This window comes from Mesonia phycicola (assembly GCF_900141885.1).
GTDB classification, from domain to species: domain Bacteria; phylum Bacteroidota; class Bacteroidia; order Flavobacteriales; family Flavobacteriaceae; genus Mesonia; species Mesonia phycicola.
On sequence record NZ_FQYY01000001.1, the window covers coordinates 484,569 to 505,231 of the forward strand.

The window sequence follows — 20,663 nt, forward strand, 5'->3', positions numbered from 1 at the left end:
CATCTATTCAATAATAAAAATAATTACTTTAAATACCTATAAAATAAAGCTTTGACAGAATTTTACTAAAATAATTTAGTTTTAAATTTTAAACGTCTAAACGTATTTTAAAAACTTTTAATTGTAAGTACTTTCACAAAATAAACATCAGGTTATTTATAGTTGTAAGAAATTTTTCATTTATTTAATCTCTTAAAAATTTCTAAATTTATTGCCTAAAATAATTATAAATGGGAAAATCTTTAAAAGAAAATGTTTGTGAAGAGCGCCTTTTTGGTAAAATTTACAAAGATTATGCTACCCATTTATATAATTTTTTATACTACAAGTTTGGTGACCAATTACAACCACAAGATAAAGTACAAGAAGCTTTTATTAAACTGTGGAAAAAATGTAAAGAAGTACCTCCCTCTAAAGCTAAATCTTTTCTTTTTACGGTTGCCAATAATTTAATGCTGAATGAGTTTAAGCACCAAAAAATAGTTTTGAAATACCAAGAGGTACATACTTCTAAAATTAACAACCAAGACCCGCAGTTTTTAATTGAAGAAAAAGAATACCTTATTAAATTTCAGCATGCGCTTTCTAAACTAACAGAATCACAAAGAGTTGCTTTTATGATGAATAGAACCGAAGGTAAAAAACACAAAGAAATAGCAGATATTTTAGGGGTCTCTACTAAAGCAGTAGAAAAAAGAATTTACTCTGCTTTAAAAAAATTACGAGAAGATTTAAAAGAAATTTAAAAATAGAGGTAGGAGAAATTTAGTTTCAGTTGTTTTAATTGTAGAATACTGATAAATGAATAAAGAAGAACTTATAAAAAAATGGCTAGATAACGAGCTTTCTCTTACAGAAAGAGAAGAGCTAGAGAAACTTGATGGTTTTAAAGACTATCAAAAAATAATTGCTAGCGTTCCCTATTTTAAGGCTCCTCAGTTTGAATCAGAAAAAATTTACAAGCAAATTCAAGAGCAGAAAAAACAATCTAGCTCTTCTAAAAAATGGATTGCTACAATTAGTAAAATTGCAGCTGTTTTAATTATTGGGTTTTTAAGTTACACCGTATTTTTTAAGAATACCAATAATCAAGAATTTAATACTCAGTTAGCTACCACAGAGCATATAATTTTACCAGATAATTCTTCAGTAGAGTTAAATGCAGATTCTTATTTATCTTTTAACGAAAACTCTTGGCAAGAAAACAGAAATGTCACTTTAAATGGAGAAGCATTTTTTAAAGTAGCAAAAGGTCAAAAATTTACCGTTAAAACTCCTAATGGACAAGTTAGCGTAAAAGGAACTCAATTTAACGTTAAGCAACGTGACAATTTATTTATTGTAACTTGTTACGAAGGTTTGGTAGAAGTTATTAATGCCAAAGACACTTTATTAGTTGCTGCAGGTAACGAGTATAGCTATGTACAAAACAGCTCTACTTTTAAAGATATTAACTTACAAAAACCATCTTGGACGGTTGGTAAAACAAGTTTTAGTAACATCCCGTTAAAAGAAGTTTTAAACGAACTTGAAAGACAATACAACATTAAGGTTAACCTAAAAAACCTTACTTTTGATACAGATCAAAATTACACTGGAAGTTTTGTACATCACCATTTAGAAGAAGCTTTAAAGGCAATTACCATTCCTTTTAATCTTACTTATAAAATTGATGATAGATCTGTAACTATTATAAAGAGTGAATAAAAAAAAATATCTTTTTTTAATTATATGTTCTCTATTTTTTTGTCAACTTTTCTCTCAAGAAAAAAGTAAACACTCTTTGCCTTTAATTGAGCTTCTAGAAATTTTAGAAAAACACTCTTCTTATAGTTTTTCTTATGCAAATGAAGATTTAAAAAACATAAAAGTACCAGAACCACCTAACATACTATCTTTTACAGAAACTATTGCTTTTTTAAAAAAAGAAACCGGTATTGAGTTTACAATTATTAACAATGAGCAAATTGCTGTAAAAGTAAAAGCAGTAAACCTATCTTCCAAAGAAAAAATACTTATAGAAAAACTAGACGAGGTGGTACTAACTAACTTTATTGCTCCCGGTATTACCAAGCAAAAAGATGGTAGTTTAGAGATAGATTATAATACATTAAACATTTTACCAGGTTTAATTGAACCAGATGTTTTACAAACACTACAAGCATTACCTGGTGTAGAAAGTGTTAATGAAACTGTTTCTAATATAAATGTAAGAGGCGGTACTAACGATCAAAATTTAATTTTATGGGACGGAATTAGAGTTTACCAAACTGGCCACTTTTTCGGATTGATTTCTGCCATTAATCCGCACCAAAATAAAACAGTTAAACTCTACAAAAACGGCACGCCTACTAATTACGGCAATAGCGTTTCTAGCGTTATTAAACTATCATCAGACCAAGAAGTAAATAAAACATTTACAGCAGAAGCAGGAATAACTTTTTTAAGTATAGATGCTTATTTAGACACACCACTAGACGATAAGTCTTCTATACAATTTTCTGCTAGATCTTCTATTAACAATGCTTTTATAACTCCTACTTATTTACAATATTACGACAGAGCTTTTCAAGAAACAGAAATTACCGAAAACTCGTCTAACCTAATTAAGACTGAAGAAGATTTTAAATTTTCTGACATTAGCTTTAGGTGGCTTTATCAATTATCTGAAAAAGATGTATTGAGAATAAATTACTTCTACATCACTAATGAGTTAGAGTTTACTGCTAATGAGTTTAACCAAAATAATATTTACGTTAGAAGAAGTACTCTTGGACAAAAAAATTTAGGAATGGGAGCTTTTTATAAAAGAAATTGGACAGAAAAATTCTCCTCTTCCTTTCAAATCTATCATACTAATTACAACTTAACCTCTAGTAATGAAAATAACTTAAGTGAAGAAGAGATAAATCAAGAAAATAAATTGAATGAAAATAGTTTTAAAATAAACACGATATATAAATTTCATTCTAACTTTCAACTTAACTCAGGTTATGAGTTTACCTCTACTAACATAAAAGATGGAGAAGCTTCTGGAGAAATTACAGAAGAAAATATTCACTCAGAAAACCTCAATACTAATAGCTTATTTTCTTCTGCCAAATATACCAGTCCGTCTAAAAATACGGTTGCAGAAATTGGCATAAGAGCCAATTACTTTAATAAGTTCAATTTATTTTTAGCAGAACCTAGAATAAGCTTCAACCAAAAATTTTTAAAAGATTTTTCTGCAATTGCTTTAGGCGAATTAAAAAGCCAATACACCACACAAATTGTAGATTTTCAGAATGACTTTTTGGGAATTGAAAACAGAAAATGGCAGCTTGCAGATCAAGAAAACATTCCGGTACTAAGAAGTAAACAATTATCGTTAGGCATTCATTACCAAAAAAATAAATGGCTTGCTAGTATAGAAAGTTATATAAAACGTGTAAATGGTATTACCTCCCAAAGTCAAGGTTTTCAAAACCAATATGAATATGCTAGAATTATTGGTGATTATGAAGCTAAAGGAATTGATTTTCTAATCAGTAAAAAGATAAACAGATTTAATACTAGAGTAAGCTACTCTATTACAGACAATAATTACTATTTTGAAGATTTATCTGCTAATGCAATTCCTAATAATTTTGAAATAACAAATTCGTTTACCCTAGCAACTTCTTATAGTTATAAAGATTTTGAAATTTCTTCTGGTTTAACCTGGAGGTCTGGTAAACCCTTCACTCCCATCTCTGAAACGGGACTTACCAATAATCAATTTGATTATGAAGCGACTAACTCTAGTAATTTAAAAGATTATTTTAGAGTTGATATTTCTGCTAGCCAAAAATTTAAAATTCAGAAAAAACTACAAGCTTATGCTGGTATTTCTATTTGGAATATTTTAGACCACAAAAACATCATTAATGCCTATTACCAGCAAGATGACAATAATCAAATTTATTTAGTAGAACAAAAAGCTTTAGGCTTAACCCCAAACTTTGTGTTTAGGGTTAAGTTCTAAATTATATTACATACGTTCTGGTACGTTAATACCTAATAATGTAAAAGCACTTTTAATGGTTTTTGCTACTGCTTGAGATAGTTGTACTCTAAATATTTTTTGAGCTTCTACTTCTGCTCCTAAAATAATTACATTTTGATAAAAAGAATTAAACTCTTTTACCAAATCATACGTATAATTAGCAATTAACGCTGGGCTGTGTTGCTCTGCTGCTAATTGTATTACTTCTGGGTATTGCTGAAGTAATTTTATTACCTCACGTTCTTTTTCATTTAACGCATATTCCTCTAAATCTTCCGAATAATTAAAATCTGCTTTTCTTAAAATAGATTGAATACGTGCGTAGGTATATTGTATAAACGGACCTGTATTTCCTTGAAAATCTACCGACTCTTCTGGGTTAAATAATATTCTCTTTTTAGGGTCTACTTTTAAAATGTAATATTTTAAAGCGCCTAAACCTATGGTATTGTAAAGTTCTTGCTTTTCTTCTTCTGTATAACCGTCTAATTTCCCTAAATCTTCAGAAATTGTTTGGGCTGTTTTAGCCATCTCTGCAATCAAATCATCTGCATCTACTACGGTACCTTCACGGCTTTTCATTTTTCCGCTAGGTAAATCTACCATTCCGTAACTTAAGTGATATAAGTGATTTGCCCACTCAAAGCCTAATTTTTTCAAGATTAAAAACAACACTTTAAAATGGTAGTCTTGCTCGTTACCAACGGTATAAACCATTCCGTTAATGGCATAATCTTCTACACGCTGAATGGCTGTCCCGATATCTTGCGTCATATAAACCGCAGTCCCGTCTGATCGTAACACAATTTTTTCATCTAAACCTTCGTCTGTCAAATCTATCCAAACGCTACCATCTTCTTTACGGTAAAAAACTCCTTTTTCAAGTCCATCGTTTACCACTTCTTTTCCTAATAAGTAAGTATTGCTCTCGTAATAATTTTTATCAAAATCTACACCAAGTGCAGTATAGGTTTTTTCAAAACCATCGTACACCCATTGGTTCATTTTTTTCCAAAGCGCAACTACCTCTTCATCTCCTGCTTCCCATTGTAAAAGCATTTTTTGAGCTTCTAATAATAATGGAGCTTCTTTTTTAGCTTCTTCTTCTGTTAAGCCTTGTTTTTGTAACTCTGCAATTTGAGTTTTATATTCTTTATCAAACTTTACGTAGTAATTACCAACTAACTTATCTCCTTTTAAGCCAGTAGACTCTGGAGTTTCTCCCTCTCCAAATTTTTGCCAAGCCAACATACTTTTACAAATATGTATACCACGGTCGTTAATAATTTGAGTTTTGTAAACCGTATTTCCTGCTGCTTTTAAAATTTCTGAAACAGAATAACCCAATAAGTTATTACGTACGTGCCCTAAATGCAGTGGTTTATTTGTGTTAGGCGAAGAGTACTCTACCATTAACTTAGGAGATTTCTCATCTGTAGTAACCTTGCCATACTGCTCATTGTCTTTCATTAAATTGAAAAACTTCAAGAAATAGCTATCACTTAATACAATATTCAAAAAACCTTTTACCACATTAAAGCCAGAAACTTCTTCTACATTTTCTTCTAAATATTTTCCTATAGCTTCTCCTAATTGAACAGGATTTGTTTTTACTTGCCTTAACATAGGAAAAACTACCACGGTTACATCTCCTTCAAACTCTTTACGTGTAGCTTGAAACTCTATATTTTCTAATTCTACTTGATGAAGGTGTTGTACTGCTTCTTTTACCTTTTGTGCTAATGTGTCTTGAATTGTCATTTTTCTCAAAAAATTTTTGAAAGGCAAAGATAATTTAAAATTTAAAGCCTACTAATATTGTTAACAGCTTTCCTGCTTACTTATTTCTATTAAAATCTGCCTTAAACAGCTAACAAATATTTCTTAACTATTTGTATTACTATAATTTAAAACTTAATTTTAAGTATTATTCTTTTACTTTATGCGCTTACTTTCTTATTTCATACTTCATAAATTTTCATTTATAAGTCTATTTATTTGTTTTGGTATTTTTTCTGCAAACAACTTAACTGCTAAAAAAGGAATTAATTTTTATCACGGCAGTTACCAAGAAGCTCTAGAAAAAGCTAGTTCTGAAAAAAAACTAGTCTTTGTTTACCTTTATGCAGATTGGTGTGGTGTTTGTAAATCACTCAAAAAAAATACGCTAAAAGATAAAGAAGTTGGTAATTTTTATAATGATGAATTTATAAGCATAGCCTTAAATGCAGAAAAAGGAGAAGGCCAAAAAATTGCAAAAAGTATTGGTTTGCAAAGTTACCCTACTCTACTGTTTTTAGATGGTGGCAACGGCAGAATTTTAAATCGAGTTTCTGGCTACAAAACCCCTATACAACTTATTAATTTAGGTAAAGTTTATACAAAAAATTAATTATATGCTTGTAAACGTTTCTTACAATAAACCAGAACTTCGAGAAAAAATTAATGCGGAAGTAGGTAAACCTTTTACCCTTTTAGAGCGAATTAAAATGAATGGAGTTGGCTCTAGCAAACTTTTTATTACTTCTACAAGTATAGAAATACATAACCTGCTTATTTTAGATAAATACATCAACACTTGCAATATTGAAATGCGCCCAGACGGTATTATTATTACGTTTAGATCTATTTTAGAAACTTATGCATTAATAATTCCGTATTACAAACTTCGTCTTTACAAAGGTAAAGCAGAAGAATACTCTATATACCGAGATCATTTCTTTATCAAAGTAAAAGCAAATGAGAAAGCTGTACATCTATTTATGAAAAAAATACTTGATTATAAAGCTAAGCACTGGAGCTCTTCTTCCTTTCTTGAATAATTCACTATAAAAACCTCACAAAAGCAAACCTGCTCTTAACTTTAAAAGAGCATCTTTAACATTAAGCAAACACTCTTTTAAACAATTACTTACATACAAATAGATTTTTAAAATCACATTTGCAGCAAAAAAAAATGGATTTATTTATCTATGCATTTGCCGCTTTATTCTCGGTAATTAACCCGTTAGGCACGGTACCTATTTTTGTAGGTTTAACAAAAGAAGACTCTAATGCAGAAAGGTCTAAAACCTCTATACTAACCGCAGTCAATATTTTTGTGATATTGGTAATTTCCTTTTTTACAGGAAAATACATTTTAAATTTCTTCGGAATTAGTATTGAATCTCTACGTATTGCTGGCGGACTCATCATTGTTTCTTCTGGTTTTGCATTACTTACAGGAACCTTTAATAAGCATAAAGGTATGGACAGAGAAAAAGTGCAGAACGATGCTTACCAGAGAGAAGGCGTTGCACTTACACCCTTGGCAATCCCTATGCTTGCTGGCCCTGGGTCTATTTCGTTTTTAATTGGTTTAAATGAAGAATACAGCATTCTTCTAGACCAAGTAATTATTGTACTTTCTATTTTAACGGTTTGTCTGGCTACTTTTTTAGTGCTTAAAAGTGCTCCTTTTATAGTAAAATGGTTAGGCGCCTCTGGTATTAATGCAATTTCAAGAATTATAGGTTTTATAGTAATTGCAATTGGGATAGAATATATTAGCTCTTCTGTAATGACGGTTTTAGGTATTGTTTTTAGATAAACAATGCACTTTTTTCACCTTATAGCTTTTAGAGAAATTATTTTTTTCTAAAAGCTATTCCGCATACTAAAGAAAGTACTCCTAAGCAAATCATTGCAAAAGACTGAGTGCTATCACTCTCTGCCAATACTTTTTCGGTTCCATTTTCTAAAGAAATGTGCGGAAAAAACAAAGTATAGATTCCGTAACCAATTAAAATTGCTCCTAGAATTAGCAATACAAACTTCAACGTATTTTTCATTTTATAAACCCTTCTTAAATAGCATCGAAAGTTAAGTATTAAATTGTAAATTTCTACTAAAATTAAGCAATGAAAATTCTTCTTACAGGTGCAAATGGTTATATAGGAATGCGGTTATTACCTCTGCTATTAGAGCAAGGTCATAAAGTTGTTTGTGCAGTAAGAAGTGCAGAGCGACTTTCTGTAGACCCTGAGGTTAAAAAAGAAATTGAAATTGTAGAAATTGATTTTTTAGAAGAAGTAAAACAAAATATCTTACCTACAGATATAGATGCGGCGTATTACCTCATCCATTCTATGACTACTTCTACTAAAGATTTTGACGAAAAAGAAGCGCAAGCCGCAGAAAATTTTAATAAATACCTTGCACCACTTAACGTTAAACAGGTTATTTTTTTAACCGGAATGACAAATGAAAAAGAAAGCTCTAAGCATTTAAGTTCTAGACAAAAAGTAGGCGAAATTTTACAAGAAGGTAATTTTCACCTTACATGTTTACAAGCAGGTATTGTAGTAGGTTCTGGGAGCTCTTCTTTTGAAATTATTAGAGATTTATGTGAAAAACTTCCGTTTATGATTACTCCACGGTGGGTAAACACCAAAACACAACCCATTGCTATTAGAAATGTACTAGAATTTCTTACTGGCGTTTTAGGTAACGAGAAATGTTATGATGAAGCTTTTGATATTGGCGGCCCAGAAGTGCTAACCTACAAAAAAATGATGCTGCAGTATTCTAAAATAAGAGGCTTACGTTTACATATTGTTGGCGTTCCCTTTATGACGCCACGCCTATCTTCTTATTGGTTATATTTTGTTACCTCAACTTCTTATAAACTTGCTGTAAATTTAGTAGATAGTATGACGGTAGAAGTAATCTCTAAAGACAAGAGACTACAAGATATGCTCAACATTAATCCTTTAACTTATGATGAAGCTATAAAAGTAGCTTTTGATAAAATTGAACAAAATCAAGTTATCTCTAGCTGGAAAGATTCAAAATCTAGCGGAAGATACAAACAAAAAGACCTTAACAAATACATACAAGTACCTAAACACGGTTGTTTAAAAGACAGTCAGCAACAAAAAGCAGAAAACCCTGAAGCGGCTTTAGAGAAAATCTGGAGTATTGGAGGACAAAGTGGTTGGTACTACGCAGATACTTTATGGAAATTTAGAGGTTACCTAGATAAACTTTTTGGAGGAGTAGGTTTACGTCGCGGAAGAACTCACCTACACAAAATAAACACAGGAGATTCTTTAGATTTTTGGCGCGTACTCTTGGCCGATAAAGAACAAAAACGTTTGTTATTATTTGCAGAGATGAAAGTGCCCGGAGAGGCTTGGTTAGAATTTTGTATAGATGAAAGCGGAGTGGTACACCAAACTGCTACTTTTAGACCAAAGGGCCTTGCTGGTAGAGCATATTGGTACAGTATGTTACCTTTTCATTTTTTTATTTTTAAAGGAATGTTGAATGAAATTGCCTCTGCCAAGTGATTAAAACTTTACTTCATTATTTAAAAAACAATTTACTTTTAGCATTTTCTGTTGTCTTTATTCTAGTATTCTCCAGTTTTATTTTTATTTCTCCAGAAAGCTTTTATCAACTTATTGAAGAATACTCCTTAATTGTTAGAAACCTTTTTGGGAGTTTTTATTTATGGTTAGGCTTAGCTTGTGTAGTTTTTCTTTTAGTTTTAGCCTTTACTCCATTTGGCAAGATAAGATTGGGCGGTAAAAAACCAGAATACAAAACATTATCTTGGGTTGCTATGCTTTACAGCGCAGGTATGGGTGCTGGCATCTTGTTACGTGCAGTACAAGAGCCTGTATTTATGCAACAAAATCCGCCAATTGTTAGTGATAATACTTCAGAAATAATTGCACTAGAATATACATTTTACCAATGGGGATTTACTGCTTGGGCTTTTTACGTGTTTTTTGCATTGGTAATGGGGTACTATTTATTTGTAAAAAATAAAAGCATGCTGCTTAGCAATGCTTTCCCTCAATATGAAAGTAGTAAATTAATTAAAGGAGTAGATTTACTAACTGTACTTACCACGGTTATAGGAATTGTAGCCGCCATTGGATTAGGAACTAAGCAAATTGAAGGCGGACTTACTTTTTTACTTGACCCCAACCATAATTATTATTTTGCATACCTCTTTACATTTGTAATTTTTTTACTAGGTTTTATCTCTGCTTATCGTGGGATAAGTAACGGAATCCAGAAATTATCTAATTGGAATATTGCGCTTACCTCTTTACTATTGCTATTTATTTTCTTACAAAATGATATGCTTTTAATTCTGAAAAACTTCGGAATTGCTACCTATCAATACATAATTGACTTTGTTCCGCTAAGTTTAGCTTTAGGAAACTATAATCCCGGAAAACAATTTCTTACCGATTGGACTCTTTATTATTGGGCATTTTGGTTAGCTTGGGCACCTTTTACAGGTATTTTTATTGCTAGAATTTCTAAAGGAAGAACTATTAGACAAATGATTTTAGGCGCTATTTTAATTCCGTCTTTAGGTAGTTTCTTTTGGTTTAGTGTTTTTGGCACTTCGTCTTTTCAGCTAATAGAAAAAATGAGTAATTACCAAGGAGAATTTGATAATGTTTTCACTTCTGTTTTTGTTTTCTTACAAGCACATCCATTTTCTACTGCAACATCTATACTCACTATTATTTTATTGGTTGGTTTTTTAATTACCTCGGTAGATTCTGCTATTTATGTATTAAGTATGTTTACAGATAGAGGGAATCAACATCCTAAAAAAACACATCGTTTAGTTTGGGCTATTTTAATGTTAGTTTTCACAGAAGCAATTTTAGTATTGGGTAGTTTTAATACAGAAATTAATGTACTTACGGCAATGCAAAAATTATTAATTATCACTTCTCTACCCTTTGCATTTTTAAGTGTTCTTATAGGTATCCGTTTAGTGAAAGATTTTAGAAATTTAAAATCTTAAACAACAAAAAACCTCACAGATTATAAAGCCTGTGAGGTTTTGTTTATCGGGATGCGATGCTGAATCAAGTTCAGCATGACACTTTTTTTAAAAAATTTTATTTTTCAGCTTTTGGTAAGAAAACTTCAGCTAACATACAACGCGCGCTACCACCACCAAGAGTCTCAATAGTTTGTAAGCTACTACTTAAAATCTCGCAATGTTTTTCAATTTTAGCAACTTGGTCTGCCGTTAAACTTTGGTGAGCACGCTCACTCATTACCAAATATTTTTTATTAAATGCACCTTGTACTTGTAACATATTACCCGCAAACTGATGCATTTGTTCTTCAGAAATAGAAATTATTTCTTTTCCATCTTCTTTTAAACTACTAATTACTGCTTTGCGCTGTTTTTTATCATCTATCGTATCTAAACAAATAACTGCAAACTCTTCTGCCAGACACATCATTACGTTGGTATGGTAAATAGCTTTGCGTTCTCCATTCACGGTTTGATTTGCATCAAAAACTACAGGCGTATATTCAAAATCTTCACAAAATTCAATTAACAAACTCTCATCGGCACGAGCAGAAATTGCACAATATGCTTTTTCATTTACACGGTCTAACAATAAACTTCCTGTACCTTCTAAAAAAACATCTTCCTCTTCTGCAGCAGTATAATCAACTATATTATTTATTTTAAAACCTTCTTCTTCTAAACGCTGTAAAATATCTTCGCGACGTTCTCTACGTCTATTTTCTGCAAACATTGGGTATAATGCAACATCTCCATTTTCATGAAAAGAGACCCAATTATTTGGGAAAATAGAATCTGGCGTATTATTTTCTGCAATATCATCTACCACCACCACATTTACTCCAACTTTGCGAAGTTTCGATACAAAATCATCAAACTCTTGCTGTGCTTTTTGTGTTATTTCATCAACTGCTCCATCTATATTTTTCTGAAAATAATTATTCACCGCCGTCTCTTCATTCATTCTGAAGGCAACAGGTCTAATCATTAAAATACTATCTGTAATCTGTTTCATTTTTCTTTTTTTGCATTCATTAATTTTACTGAAACAACTTTTATTTATGGCGTTCGGGCTGGCTTTCGCTACTCGCTTATTTTGTTACCTTTTCGCTCCGCTCAAGAAAACAAAAAAGAGCTCAAACACACCGCTCAATCCTTAACGCAATTATTCTCTTATTAAAGGTAAGGTAGAGCAGCGCAACAATCCTTCTTGCTTTGCAATTTCTGCGTAAGGCACTTCTTCAACCGTGATACCTTGTTCACGCAGCCAAGTATTTAATCTTGTAAAATTCTTTTCAGAAATAACCACTTCTGGAGAAATAGAAAAAATATTGCTATTCATATGGTACATTTCTTCTGCTGTAATTTCAAATACATTTTCTTTTCCGAAGTAATTTACCAACCACTCGTATTCTTCTTCTTCTAAAAATCCGTTTTTATGAATAATAGCTTTGTTTTTACCTACTGGTTGAAAACAACAGTCTAAATGTAATGCATTATTTTTGGCATCTGTATTAGATTTTCTAAGGTTAAACGATTTCACTGTCTTACCAGGAAATAATTCTTCTAATGCGCTTACTGCTTTGGTATTGGTTCTTGCCGTGATAAAATCTGGGTAATCTTCTCCTCTATATGTACCTATAAAAATATAGTCGCCATGCGGCATTACATCGCCACCTTCTACGTGTGCTTCTTCTGGAAAACGCACTACATTTTCTTTAGGTATTAAATCTATTATGTGCTGAATTGCTTCAATCTCACGCTCCCTATCTGGTAAGATATTCGCGATAACAAATTTATCTTCAATTACAAAACCAATATCACGTGCAAAAATTTGGTTATAATTTTCTATTACTTTTGGGCGATAGACTTCAACATCATATTTTTTTAAAACCTCTTCTACCGCTTTAATTTCTTTTACCATATCCTGCTCTTCTGGATAGGTGCCAGCTTTTAAATGTTCTAAAGATTTAGGATCGTAAGTATCTTCTATAGTAGGTTTATTTCCTATATTTTTAGCAAGACCTAAAACTACAGCTTTAAGTTTATTGGTTTCGTTTGTAATCTTTAGTGAAAGCATTTTTACTTTTTTAGCAAATATAAAAAAAGCTTCATATTTCTATGAAGCTTTTACAAATATGATAATTTAAGAATTATCTATTATTAATATCTTTAAACTCTCTTAGATTTTCTCCGATATAAACTTGACGTGGACGACCAATTGGTTCTTTTCTTTGTCTCATTTCTTTCCATTGTGCAATCCAACCTGGTAATCTACCTAAAGCAAACATTACAGTAAACATTTCTGTAGGTATACCTAAAGCTCTGTAGATAATTCCTGAGTAGAAATCTACGTTTGGATAAAGCTTTCTTTTTACGAAATAATCATCTTCTAAAGCTTCTTTTTCTAATCCTTTTGCAATATCTAATACTGGATCTTTAACACCTAAGTCACCTAGAACTTCGTCTGCAGATTTTTTGATGATTTTTGCACGTGGATCAAAGTTTTTATATACACGGTGACCAAAGCCCATTAATCTAAACGGATCTTCTTTATCTTTAGCTTTTGCCATGTATTTTTTAGTGTCTCCACCGTCTTCTTTAATACCTTCTAACATTTCTATTACCGCTTGGTTAGCCCCACCGTGAAGTGGCCCCCAAAGTGCAGAAATACCAGCTGAAATAGAAGCAAATAAACCAGCGTGAGAAGAACCTACAATTCTTACCGTAGATGTAGAACAGTTTTGCTCGTGATCTGCGTGAAGAATTAATAATTTATTCAAGGCTTCAGAAACTACTTTGCTTCCTTTATAATCTTCATTAGGTTTTTTAAACATCATTTTTAAGATGTTATCTACATAACTTAATGAGCTATCGCCGTAGTCTAATGGTTGACTATTTTTCTTTCTTAACGTCCAAGCTACTAACACAGGAAACTTAGCTAATAACTTTACTATTGCGCTATACATTTCTTCTTCAGACTCTACATTTACAGAGCTAGGGTTAAATGCAATTAATGCGCTGGTAAGCGAAGAAAGTACTCCCATTGGGTGAGCAGATTTAGGAAAACCATCTAAGATTTTCTTCATCTCTTCATCTACGTGAGATTCTTCTTTTATATCTGCGTGAAATTTCTCTAATTCTTTTTCACTTGGTAATTCTCCAAAAATTAATAAATATGCTACTTCTAAAAAACTTGCTTTTTCTGCTAAATCTTCTATAGAATAACCTCTATACCTCAAGATACCTTCTTCACCATTTAAAAAAGTAATAGCACTTTCACAAGAACCTGTGTTTTTAAAACCAGGATCTAAAGTAATAAGTCCTCCTGTATCTCCTCTTAAAGATTTAATTTGAATCGCTTTTTCGCCTTCTGTACCTTCTGTAACCGGAAATTCGTATTTTTTTCCGTCAAGTTCTATCGTAGCTGTTTTTGACATATTATTTATTATTGAATTTTATTTTAAAGTGTCGCTAATTTACAAAATTTAGTATTAAATAGACGTTAAGAATGCCTTATAATTTTAATCTCAACCATAGATTTTTATTATTCACGAAAAGGTTTTAGTGATAATGTGTTTTCTGAACTATTTGGGCACAAAAAAAGTCCTGTTTTTCAACAGGACTTTTACAACTTTACAAGATAAAATTAAATTTTAAAAGCATTAGTTTGAGGGTAATAAGCTACCTCACCTAATTCTTCTTCAATTCTAAGTAATTGATTGTATTTTGCCATACGGTCACTTCTTGATGCTGAACCTGTTTTTATTTGTCCTGTGTTTAATGCTACTGCTAAATCTGCAATAGTATTATCTTCAGTTTCTCCAGATCGGTGAGACATAACAGAAGTATAACCTGCATTGTGTGCCATATTAACGGCTGCGATAGTTTCTGTTAATGTACCTATTTGGTTTACTTTAATTAAAATAGAGTTAGCAATTCCCTCTTTAATACCACGAGATAAACGCTCTACATTGGTAACGTATAAATCATCTCCTACTAATTGAACTTTATCTCCAATTTTATCTGTTAAAGACTTCCAACCATCCCAGTCATTTTCATCCATACCGTCTTCAATAGAGATAATCGGGTATTTAGCAGCTAAATCAGCTAAATATTGTGCTTGCTCTTCAGAAGTTCTAATAACACCTTTATCTCCTTCAAACTTAGTATAGTCATACTTACCATCTACAAAAAATTCTGCAGCAGCACAATCTAAAGCAATCATTACATCATCACCTAGTTTGTAACCTGCATTAGCAACAGCTTTTGCTATAGTATCTAAAGCATCTTCTGTACCTCCTTCTAGATTTGGAGCAAAACCACCTTCATCTCCTACTGCTGTACTTAAACCTCTATCGTGAAGTACTTTTTTTAGATTATGAAAAATTTCTGTTCCCATTTGAATAGCGTGAGAAAAAGTTTTAGCCTTTACTGGCATTACCATAAATTCTTGAAATGCAATAGGAGCATCTGAGTGAGAACCACCGTTAATGATATTCATCATTGGTACCGGAAGTGTTTTAGCACTTACCCCACCAACATATCTATATAAAGGTAAATTTAATTCATTTGCAGCTGCTTTTGCTACTGCTAATGAAACTCCTAAAATAGCATTAGCTCCTAATTTAGATTTATTTGGTGTTCCATCTAAATCAATCATAGCTTTATCTATTGCTTCTTGTTCAAAAACTTCAAAACCAATTAGATTCTCTGCAATAGTAGTATTTACATTTTCTACAGCTTTTTTAACGCCTTTCCCCATATAATCATCACCACCATCTCTTAACTCAACAGCTTCATGTTCTCCTGTAGAAGCTCCAGAAGGGACTGCGGCTCTACCTAGCACTCCATTTTCTGTGATAACATCTACTTCTACTGTTGGATTCCCTCTGGAATCAAATATTTGTCTAGCGTGAATTTCAATAATTAAGCTCATAGTTTTTATTTGATTAAAAAATTATTTGCAAGATACGAATTAATGTATTTTACAGCTTTAAATAATTATCAAGAATTAAGAAATATGCATTTTTAATTGCTGCGAAAACGTTATTGTTAACAAAAAACCCTTGAAAAATTCAAGGGTTTAAAATTATAAGCTTTTATTTTTTCATATTCTCAATGAACTGATCAAAAAGATAGTCAGCATCGTTTGGACCAGGACCTGCTTCTGGGTGATATTGTACAGAAAAAACATTTTTATTTTTCATTCTCAATCCAGCTACTGTATTGTCATTTAAATGCAAGTGAGTAATTTCTAATTCAGAATTTGCTTCTAGCTCTTCTTTGCTAACTGCAAAACCATGATTTTGTGAAGTAATTTCACCTTTACCAGTAATTATATTTTTTACTGGGTGATTAATACCTCTGTGACCATGATGCATTTTGTAAGTAGAAATATTATTTGCTAAAGCAATTACTTGATGACCAAGACAAATACCAAATAACGGTAGATCTTTTGCGATTATACTTTTAGCAACCTCTATTGCATTACTTAAAGGAGATGGATCTCCAGGACCATTAGATAAGAAGTAACCATTAGGATTCCAAGATTCCATTTCTTCAAAAGTACTATCAAAAGGAAAAACTTTTATATAACAACCTCTTTTAGCTAGGTTTCTAAGTATATTTTTCTTGATACCAATATCTAATGCCGCTACTTTAAATTCTGCAGACTCATCACCTACAAAATATGCTTCTTTTGTAGAAACTTTAGAGGCTAACTCTAAACCTTCCATAGAAGGTGTATTTGCTAATTCTTTTTTAAGAGCATCTATCTCATCCACTCTAGTAGAAATTACAGCATTCATAGCTCCATTATCTCTAATGTATGCTACAAGTGCACGGGTATCTACATCTGAAATTGCCAAAAGATTATTATTATTTAAAAACTCTTCTAAAGAAAGATCAGATTTATCTCTAGAATAATTGTAGCTAAAATTTTTACAAATTAAACCTGCTATTTTGATATCTTCTGATTCTATTTCTTCAGAATAAGTACCATAATTACCAATGTGTGCATTGGTAGTAATCATTAACTGACCAAAATAAGAAGGGTCTGTAAAAATCTCTTGGTAACCTGTCATTCCAGTGTTAAAACAAACTTCACCAAATGAAGTGCCTTCTTTCTCTCCTACAACCTTCCCGTGAAAAATTGTACCGTCTTCCAATAATAAAATTGCTTTTTTACGAACGTTATATTTCATTATATAAGTAATAATTTAGGTTTAAGTTAAAAAAAAAGGATAAACCGCTAAAGTTTATCCTTTTGAATTTATTGAATAAGAAAAATCATTTTATTCTTCTTCATTAGATGCTTTCTCATCAGCCTTAGGAGCAGTGTTTTCTGTAGCTGCAGTTTCTGTAGCTTTTCCCTTACCACCTCTTCTACTACGACGAGTAGTTTTCTTAGCTGAATCACCTTTAGGATTGTAAATTTCATTAAAATCTACTAACTCGATAAGTGCCATATCAGCGTTATCTCCAAGACGATTACCAAGTTTAATAATTCTTGTGTATCCACCTGGACGATCACCAACCTTAGCAGCTACTTCTCTAAACAATTCTGTTACTGCATATTTATTACGAAGTTTAGAAAAAACTAATCTTCTGTTATGCGTAGTATCTTCTTTAGATTTAGTTACTAATGGCTCAACAAATTGTTTTAAAGCTTTTGCTTTAGCAACAGTAGTGTTGATTCTTTTGTGTTCGATTAAAGAACAAGCCATATTCGCAAGCATTGCTTTACGGTGAGCTGTCTTTCTTCCTAAATGATTTATTTTTTTTCCGTGTCTCATGACATTTGTGGTTTAATCATCATCTTGCTACTAAACTCAAAAAATAGAGGAGCAAAATATGACGTATTAATCTTTATCTAATTTATATTTTGATAGATCCATACCGAAATTAAGACCTTTAACATTTACTAATTCTTCTAGTTCTGTTAAAGATTTTTTTCCGAAATTACGGAACTTCATCAAATCATTTTTATTGTAAGAAACTAAATCTCCTAAAGTATCTACTTCTGCAGCTTTCAAACAGTTTAATGCTCTTACTGAAAGATCTAAATCTACTAATTTAGACTTCAATAATTGTCTCATGTGAAGAGATTCTTCATCATAAGTTTCTGTTTGAGCAATCTCGTCTGCCTCTAAAGTAATTCTCTCATCAGAGAATAACATAAAGTGGTGAATTAAGATTTTAGCAGCTTCAGTCAATGCATCTTTTGGATGAATTGAACCATCTGAAGAAATTTCAAAAACTAACTTTTCGTAATCAGTTTTTTGTTCTACACGATAGTTTTCTATACTATACTTCACATTTTTAATTGGAGTATAAATAGAATCTGTAAAAATAGTACCTAAAGGCGCGTTAGCTTTTTTATTCTCTTCAGCAGGCACATAACCACGACCTTTATCGATTGTTAATTCGATATTAAGATTAACACTATCTTCCATATTACAAATAACTAAATCTGGATTTAGTACTTGGAATCCTGAAATAAATTTCTGAAAATCTCCTGCAGTCAACTGTTCTTTACCCGAAAATGAAATGGTTACTGTTTCGTTATCAATTTCTTCTATCTGTCTTTTAAAACGAACTTGTTTTAAATTTAAGATAATTTCAGTAACGTCTTCTACAACTCCAGCAATGGTAGAAAACTCATGATCTACACCTTCTATTCTCAATGAAGTTATTGCGAAACCTTCTAAAGATGACAATAGTACTCTTCTAAGAGCGTTACCTACTGTTAATCCATATCCTGGTTCTAAAGGGCGAAATTCAAACTTGCCCTCGAACTCAGTTGAGTCAATCATGATAACTTTATCGGGCTTCTGAAAATTTAGTATGGCCATATTATGAGTTCTGTCTGTTAAAAATTATTTCGAGTACAACTCGACGATAAATTGTTCGTTAATGTTTTCTGGAATTTGAAGTCTTGAAGGAACAGATACGTAAGTACCTTCCTTTTTCTCAGAGTTCCAAGTAATCCATTCGTAAACATTACTACTATTCTCTAATGATGATTGAATAGCAGTTAAAGATTTTGACTTTTCTCTAACACCTACAACATCACCAGCTTTAAGTTGGTAAGATGGTATATTAACTATTTCGCCATTTACTGTAATATGTCTATGAGAAACTAACTGTCTAGCTCCACTTCTTGATGGAGAAACCCCCATTCTGTAAACAACATTATCTAAACGAGACTCACACAATTGAAGTAATACTTCACCAGTAATACCTTGTGCACTAGTTGCTTTTTTAAACATATTTCTAAACTGACGCTCTAATACACCATAAGTATATTTAGCTTTTTGCTTCTCCATTAATTGGATAGCATATTCAGATTTTTTACCACGACGTCTATTGTTACCGTGTTGCCCTGGAGGGTAATTTCTTTTTTCGAAAGATTTATCATCTCCGAAAATAGCTTCACCAAATTTACGAGCTATTTTAGTCTTTGGACCAGTATATCTTGCCATTTCTTAATTTTTAAAAAGAGTGATTATGAATTAAGGTCTTAATATTAATCCTTCGATAATCGTAATACTCTCTTTGTTTATACTATAATTTTATTAAACTCTACGTCTTTTTGGAGGACGACAACCGTTGTGTGGTATTGGAGTAATATCAATAATTTCTGTAACTTCGATTCCTGCATTATGTACTGAACGTATTGCAGACTCTCTACCATTACCAGGTCCTTTAACATAAACCTTCACCTTTCTCAATCCTGCTTCATGAGCAACTTTACATGCATCTTCTGCAGCTAATTGAGCAGCGTAAGGAGTATTTTTCTTAGATCCTCTAAATCCCATTTTACCGGCAGTAGACCAAGAAATCACATCTCCTTTTTTATTTGTTAAAGAAATATTGATGTTATTGAAAGATGCTGTGATATGCGCCTCACCAAATGACTCAACGATTACTTTACGTTTTTTAGTTGTTGACTTTGCCATAACTACTTATTATTTGGTTGCTTTTTTCTTATTAGCAACTGTTTTTCTCTTTCCTTTACGTGTTCTAGAGTTATTCTTAGTACGCTGACCTCTCAACGGAAGACTTACCCTATGACGAATACCACGGTAACACCCGATATCCATTAAACGTTTAATACTAAGTTGAACTTCTGATCTTAGCTCACCTTCAATAGTATATTGCCCTACAGCTTCACGAATTTTTCCAATTTCTTCATCAGTCCAATCTGAAACCTTAGTACTTTCATCTACTTTGGCAACTTCTAGAATCTTCTGAGCTCTACTTTTACCAATTCCGAAGATATAGGTTAAAGCTATAACTCCTCGCTTTTGTTTAGGTATATCTACCCCTGCAATTCTCGCCATAATTAGCCTTGTCTTTGTTTAAATCTAGGATTCTTTTTATTAATAACGTAAAGGCGCCCTTTTCTGCGTACAATCTTACAGTCGGCACTTCTCTTTTTTATTGATGCTCTTACTTTCATCTCTAATTATTTTTTCTGATAAGTGTAAAGTTTCTGTAATATAGAACTTTATCAAAATTTTTCAGACTGCAAAAGTAATAAAAAATTTTGAATAATCTACACTTATTAGATTTATTAGTATCTATAGGTTATTCTAGCCTTAGTTAAGTCATAAGGACTCATCTCTAACTTCACCTTATCTCCAGGTAAAAGTTTAATATAGTGCATTCTCATTTTACCAGAGATATGAGCGGTTACTACATGTCCATTCTCTAATTCCACTCTAAACATTGCGTTAGACAATGCCTCTATAATCGTTCCGTCTTGCTCTATTGCTGGTTGCTTTGCCATAA

Annotated in this window: 22 protein-coding genes; 8 read left to right on the plus strand and 14 right to left on the minus strand. The window is 31.8% G+C overall.

The window, feature by feature from the left end:
• Positions 1-230: 230 nt before the first annotated feature.
• The 3 genes from BUC03_RS02300 (at position 231) to BUC03_RS02310 (ending at position 4,006) form a co-directional block, all read left to right on the plus strand.
• On the plus strand, positions 231-746 hold the full coding sequence (locus BUC03_RS02300) for an RNA polymerase sigma factor (protein ID WP_073147815.1): 516 nt from the start codon (positions 231-233) through the stop codon (positions 744-746).
• Between the two features lie 55 nt (positions 747-801).
• Positions 802-1,707, plus strand: a complete 906-nt coding sequence (locus BUC03_RS02305) for a FecR family protein (protein ID WP_073147817.1) — start codon at positions 802-804, stop codon at positions 1,705-1,707.
• Positions 1,708-1,783: 76 nt separating this feature from the next.
• On the plus strand, positions 1,784-4,006 hold the full coding sequence (locus BUC03_RS02310; protein ID WP_159432688.1) for a TonB-dependent receptor plug domain-containing protein: 2,223 nt from the start codon (positions 1,784-1,786) through the stop codon (positions 4,004-4,006).
• Between the two features lie 6 nt (positions 4,007-4,012).
• Here BUC03_RS02310 and argS read toward each other — a convergent pair whose 3' ends face one another.
• Positions 4,013-5,788, minus strand: coding sequence for an arginine--tRNA ligase (argS, locus tag BUC03_RS02315; protein WP_073147820.1), 1,776 nt, complete (start codon positions 5,786-5,788; stop codon positions 4,013-4,015).
• A 181-nt stretch (positions 5,789-5,969) separates the two neighbouring features.
• On the opposite strand from argS, the gene BUC03_RS02320 reads away from it, so the two are divergent.
• From BUC03_RS02320 to BUC03_RS02330, 3 genes are all read left to right on the plus strand, one after another.
• Entirely contained in the window at positions 5,970-6,419 is a 450-nt protein-coding gene (locus BUC03_RS02320; RefSeq protein WP_073147822.1) for a thioredoxin family protein, read from the plus strand.
• Between the two features lie 4 nt (positions 6,420-6,423).
• Positions 6,424-6,849: a hypothetical protein gene (locus tag BUC03_RS02325; protein ID WP_073147824.1), complete on the plus strand. Its 426-nt coding sequence runs from the start codon at positions 6,424-6,426 to the stop codon at positions 6,847-6,849.
• Positions 6,850-6,983: 134 nt separating this feature from the next.
• The gene (locus BUC03_RS02330) at positions 6,984-7,616 is read left to right on the plus strand and encodes a MarC family protein (RefSeq protein WP_073147826.1); all 633 of its coding nucleotides are present in this window, start codon (positions 6,984-6,986) and stop codon (positions 7,614-7,616) included.
• A gap of 37 nt (positions 7,617-7,653) precedes the next feature.
• Here the strand turns inward: BUC03_RS02330 and BUC03_RS02335 are convergent, their stop codons facing one another.
• Entirely contained in the window at positions 7,654-7,857 is a 204-nt protein-coding gene (locus tag BUC03_RS02335; protein WP_073147828.1) for a DUF3185 family protein, read from the minus strand.
• A 69-nt stretch (positions 7,858-7,926) separates the two neighbouring features.
• Here BUC03_RS02335 and BUC03_RS02340 point away from each other — a divergent pair, with 69 nt between their 5' ends.
• Positions 7,927-9,357: an SDR family oxidoreductase gene (locus BUC03_RS02340; protein WP_073147830.1), complete on the plus strand. Its 1,431-nt coding sequence runs from the start codon at positions 7,927-7,929 to the stop codon at positions 9,355-9,357.
• The gene (locus tag BUC03_RS02345) at positions 9,354-10,844 is read left to right on the plus strand and encodes a BCCT family transporter (RefSeq protein ID WP_234971590.1); all 1,491 of its coding nucleotides are present in this window, start codon (positions 9,354-9,356) and stop codon (positions 10,842-10,844) included. The genes BUC03_RS02340 and BUC03_RS02345 overlap by 4 nt, the downstream gene beginning before the upstream one ends.
• Positions 10,845-10,941: 97 nt before the next feature.
• On the opposite strand, the gene ctlX is transcribed toward BUC03_RS02345, so the two are convergent.
• The 12 genes from ctlX to infA form a co-directional block, all read right to left on the minus strand.
• Positions 10,942-11,880: a citrulline utilization hydrolase CtlX gene (gene ctlX, locus BUC03_RS02350; RefSeq protein WP_073147832.1), complete on the minus strand. Its 939-nt coding sequence runs from the start codon at positions 11,878-11,880 to the stop codon at positions 10,942-10,944.
• Positions 11,881-12,030: 150 nt separating this feature from the next.
• Entirely contained in the window at positions 12,031-12,945 is a 915-nt protein-coding gene (locus tag BUC03_RS02355) for a dimethylarginine dimethylaminohydrolase family protein (RefSeq protein ID WP_073147834.1), read from the minus strand.
• A 73-nt stretch (positions 12,946-13,018) separates the two neighbouring features.
• Positions 13,019-14,305 (minus strand): citrate synthase, encoded by a 1,287-nt coding sequence (locus tag BUC03_RS02360; protein WP_073147836.1) that lies wholly within the window; start codon positions 14,303-14,305, stop codon positions 13,019-13,021.
• Positions 14,306-14,514: 209 nt separating this feature from the next.
• Positions 14,515-15,804: a phosphopyruvate hydratase gene (gene eno, locus BUC03_RS02365; RefSeq protein ID WP_073147838.1), complete on the minus strand. Its 1,290-nt coding sequence runs from the start codon at positions 15,802-15,804 to the stop codon at positions 14,515-14,517.
• Positions 15,805-15,967: 163 nt separating this feature from the next.
• Positions 15,968-17,071, minus strand: a complete 1,104-nt coding sequence (carA, locus tag BUC03_RS02370; RefSeq protein ID WP_073147840.1) for a glutamine-hydrolyzing carbamoyl-phosphate synthase small subunit — start codon at positions 17,069-17,071, stop codon at positions 15,968-15,970.
• Between the two features lie 90 nt (positions 17,072-17,161).
• Entirely contained in the window at positions 17,162-17,662 is a 501-nt protein-coding gene (gene rplQ, locus BUC03_RS02375) for a 50S ribosomal protein L17 (RefSeq protein ID WP_073147842.1), read from the minus strand.
• Between the two features lie 66 nt (positions 17,663-17,728).
• Entirely contained in the window at positions 17,729-18,721 is a 993-nt protein-coding gene (locus tag BUC03_RS02380) for a DNA-directed RNA polymerase subunit alpha (protein ID WP_073147844.1), read from the minus strand.
• 24 nt (positions 18,722-18,745) lie between these two features.
• Positions 18,746-19,351, minus strand: a complete 606-nt coding sequence (gene rpsD, locus BUC03_RS02385) for a 30S ribosomal protein S4 (RefSeq protein ID WP_073147846.1) — start codon at positions 19,349-19,351, stop codon at positions 18,746-18,748.
• A 93-nt stretch (positions 19,352-19,444) separates the two neighbouring features.
• A complete protein-coding gene (rpsK, locus tag BUC03_RS02390) occupies positions 19,445-19,828 on the minus strand; it encodes a 30S ribosomal protein S11 (RefSeq protein WP_073147848.1) in 384 nt (127 codons plus the stop codon).
• Positions 19,829-19,837: 9 nt separating this feature from the next.
• On the minus strand, positions 19,838-20,212 hold the full coding sequence (rpsM, locus tag BUC03_RS02395) for a 30S ribosomal protein S13 (protein ID WP_073147850.1): 375 nt from the start codon (positions 20,210-20,212) through the stop codon (positions 19,838-19,840).
• A gap of 2 nt (positions 20,213-20,214) precedes the next feature.
• Positions 20,215-20,331: a type B 50S ribosomal protein L36 gene (ykgO, locus tag BUC03_RS02400; RefSeq protein WP_010519235.1), complete on the minus strand. Its 117-nt coding sequence runs from the start codon at positions 20,329-20,331 to the stop codon at positions 20,215-20,217.
• A 114-nt stretch (positions 20,332-20,445) separates the two neighbouring features.
• Positions 20,446-20,661, minus strand: coding sequence for a translation initiation factor IF-1 (gene infA, locus BUC03_RS02405; protein WP_014031991.1), 216 nt, complete (start codon positions 20,659-20,661; stop codon positions 20,446-20,448).
• Between the last annotated feature and the right edge of the window lie 2 nt (positions 20,662-20,663).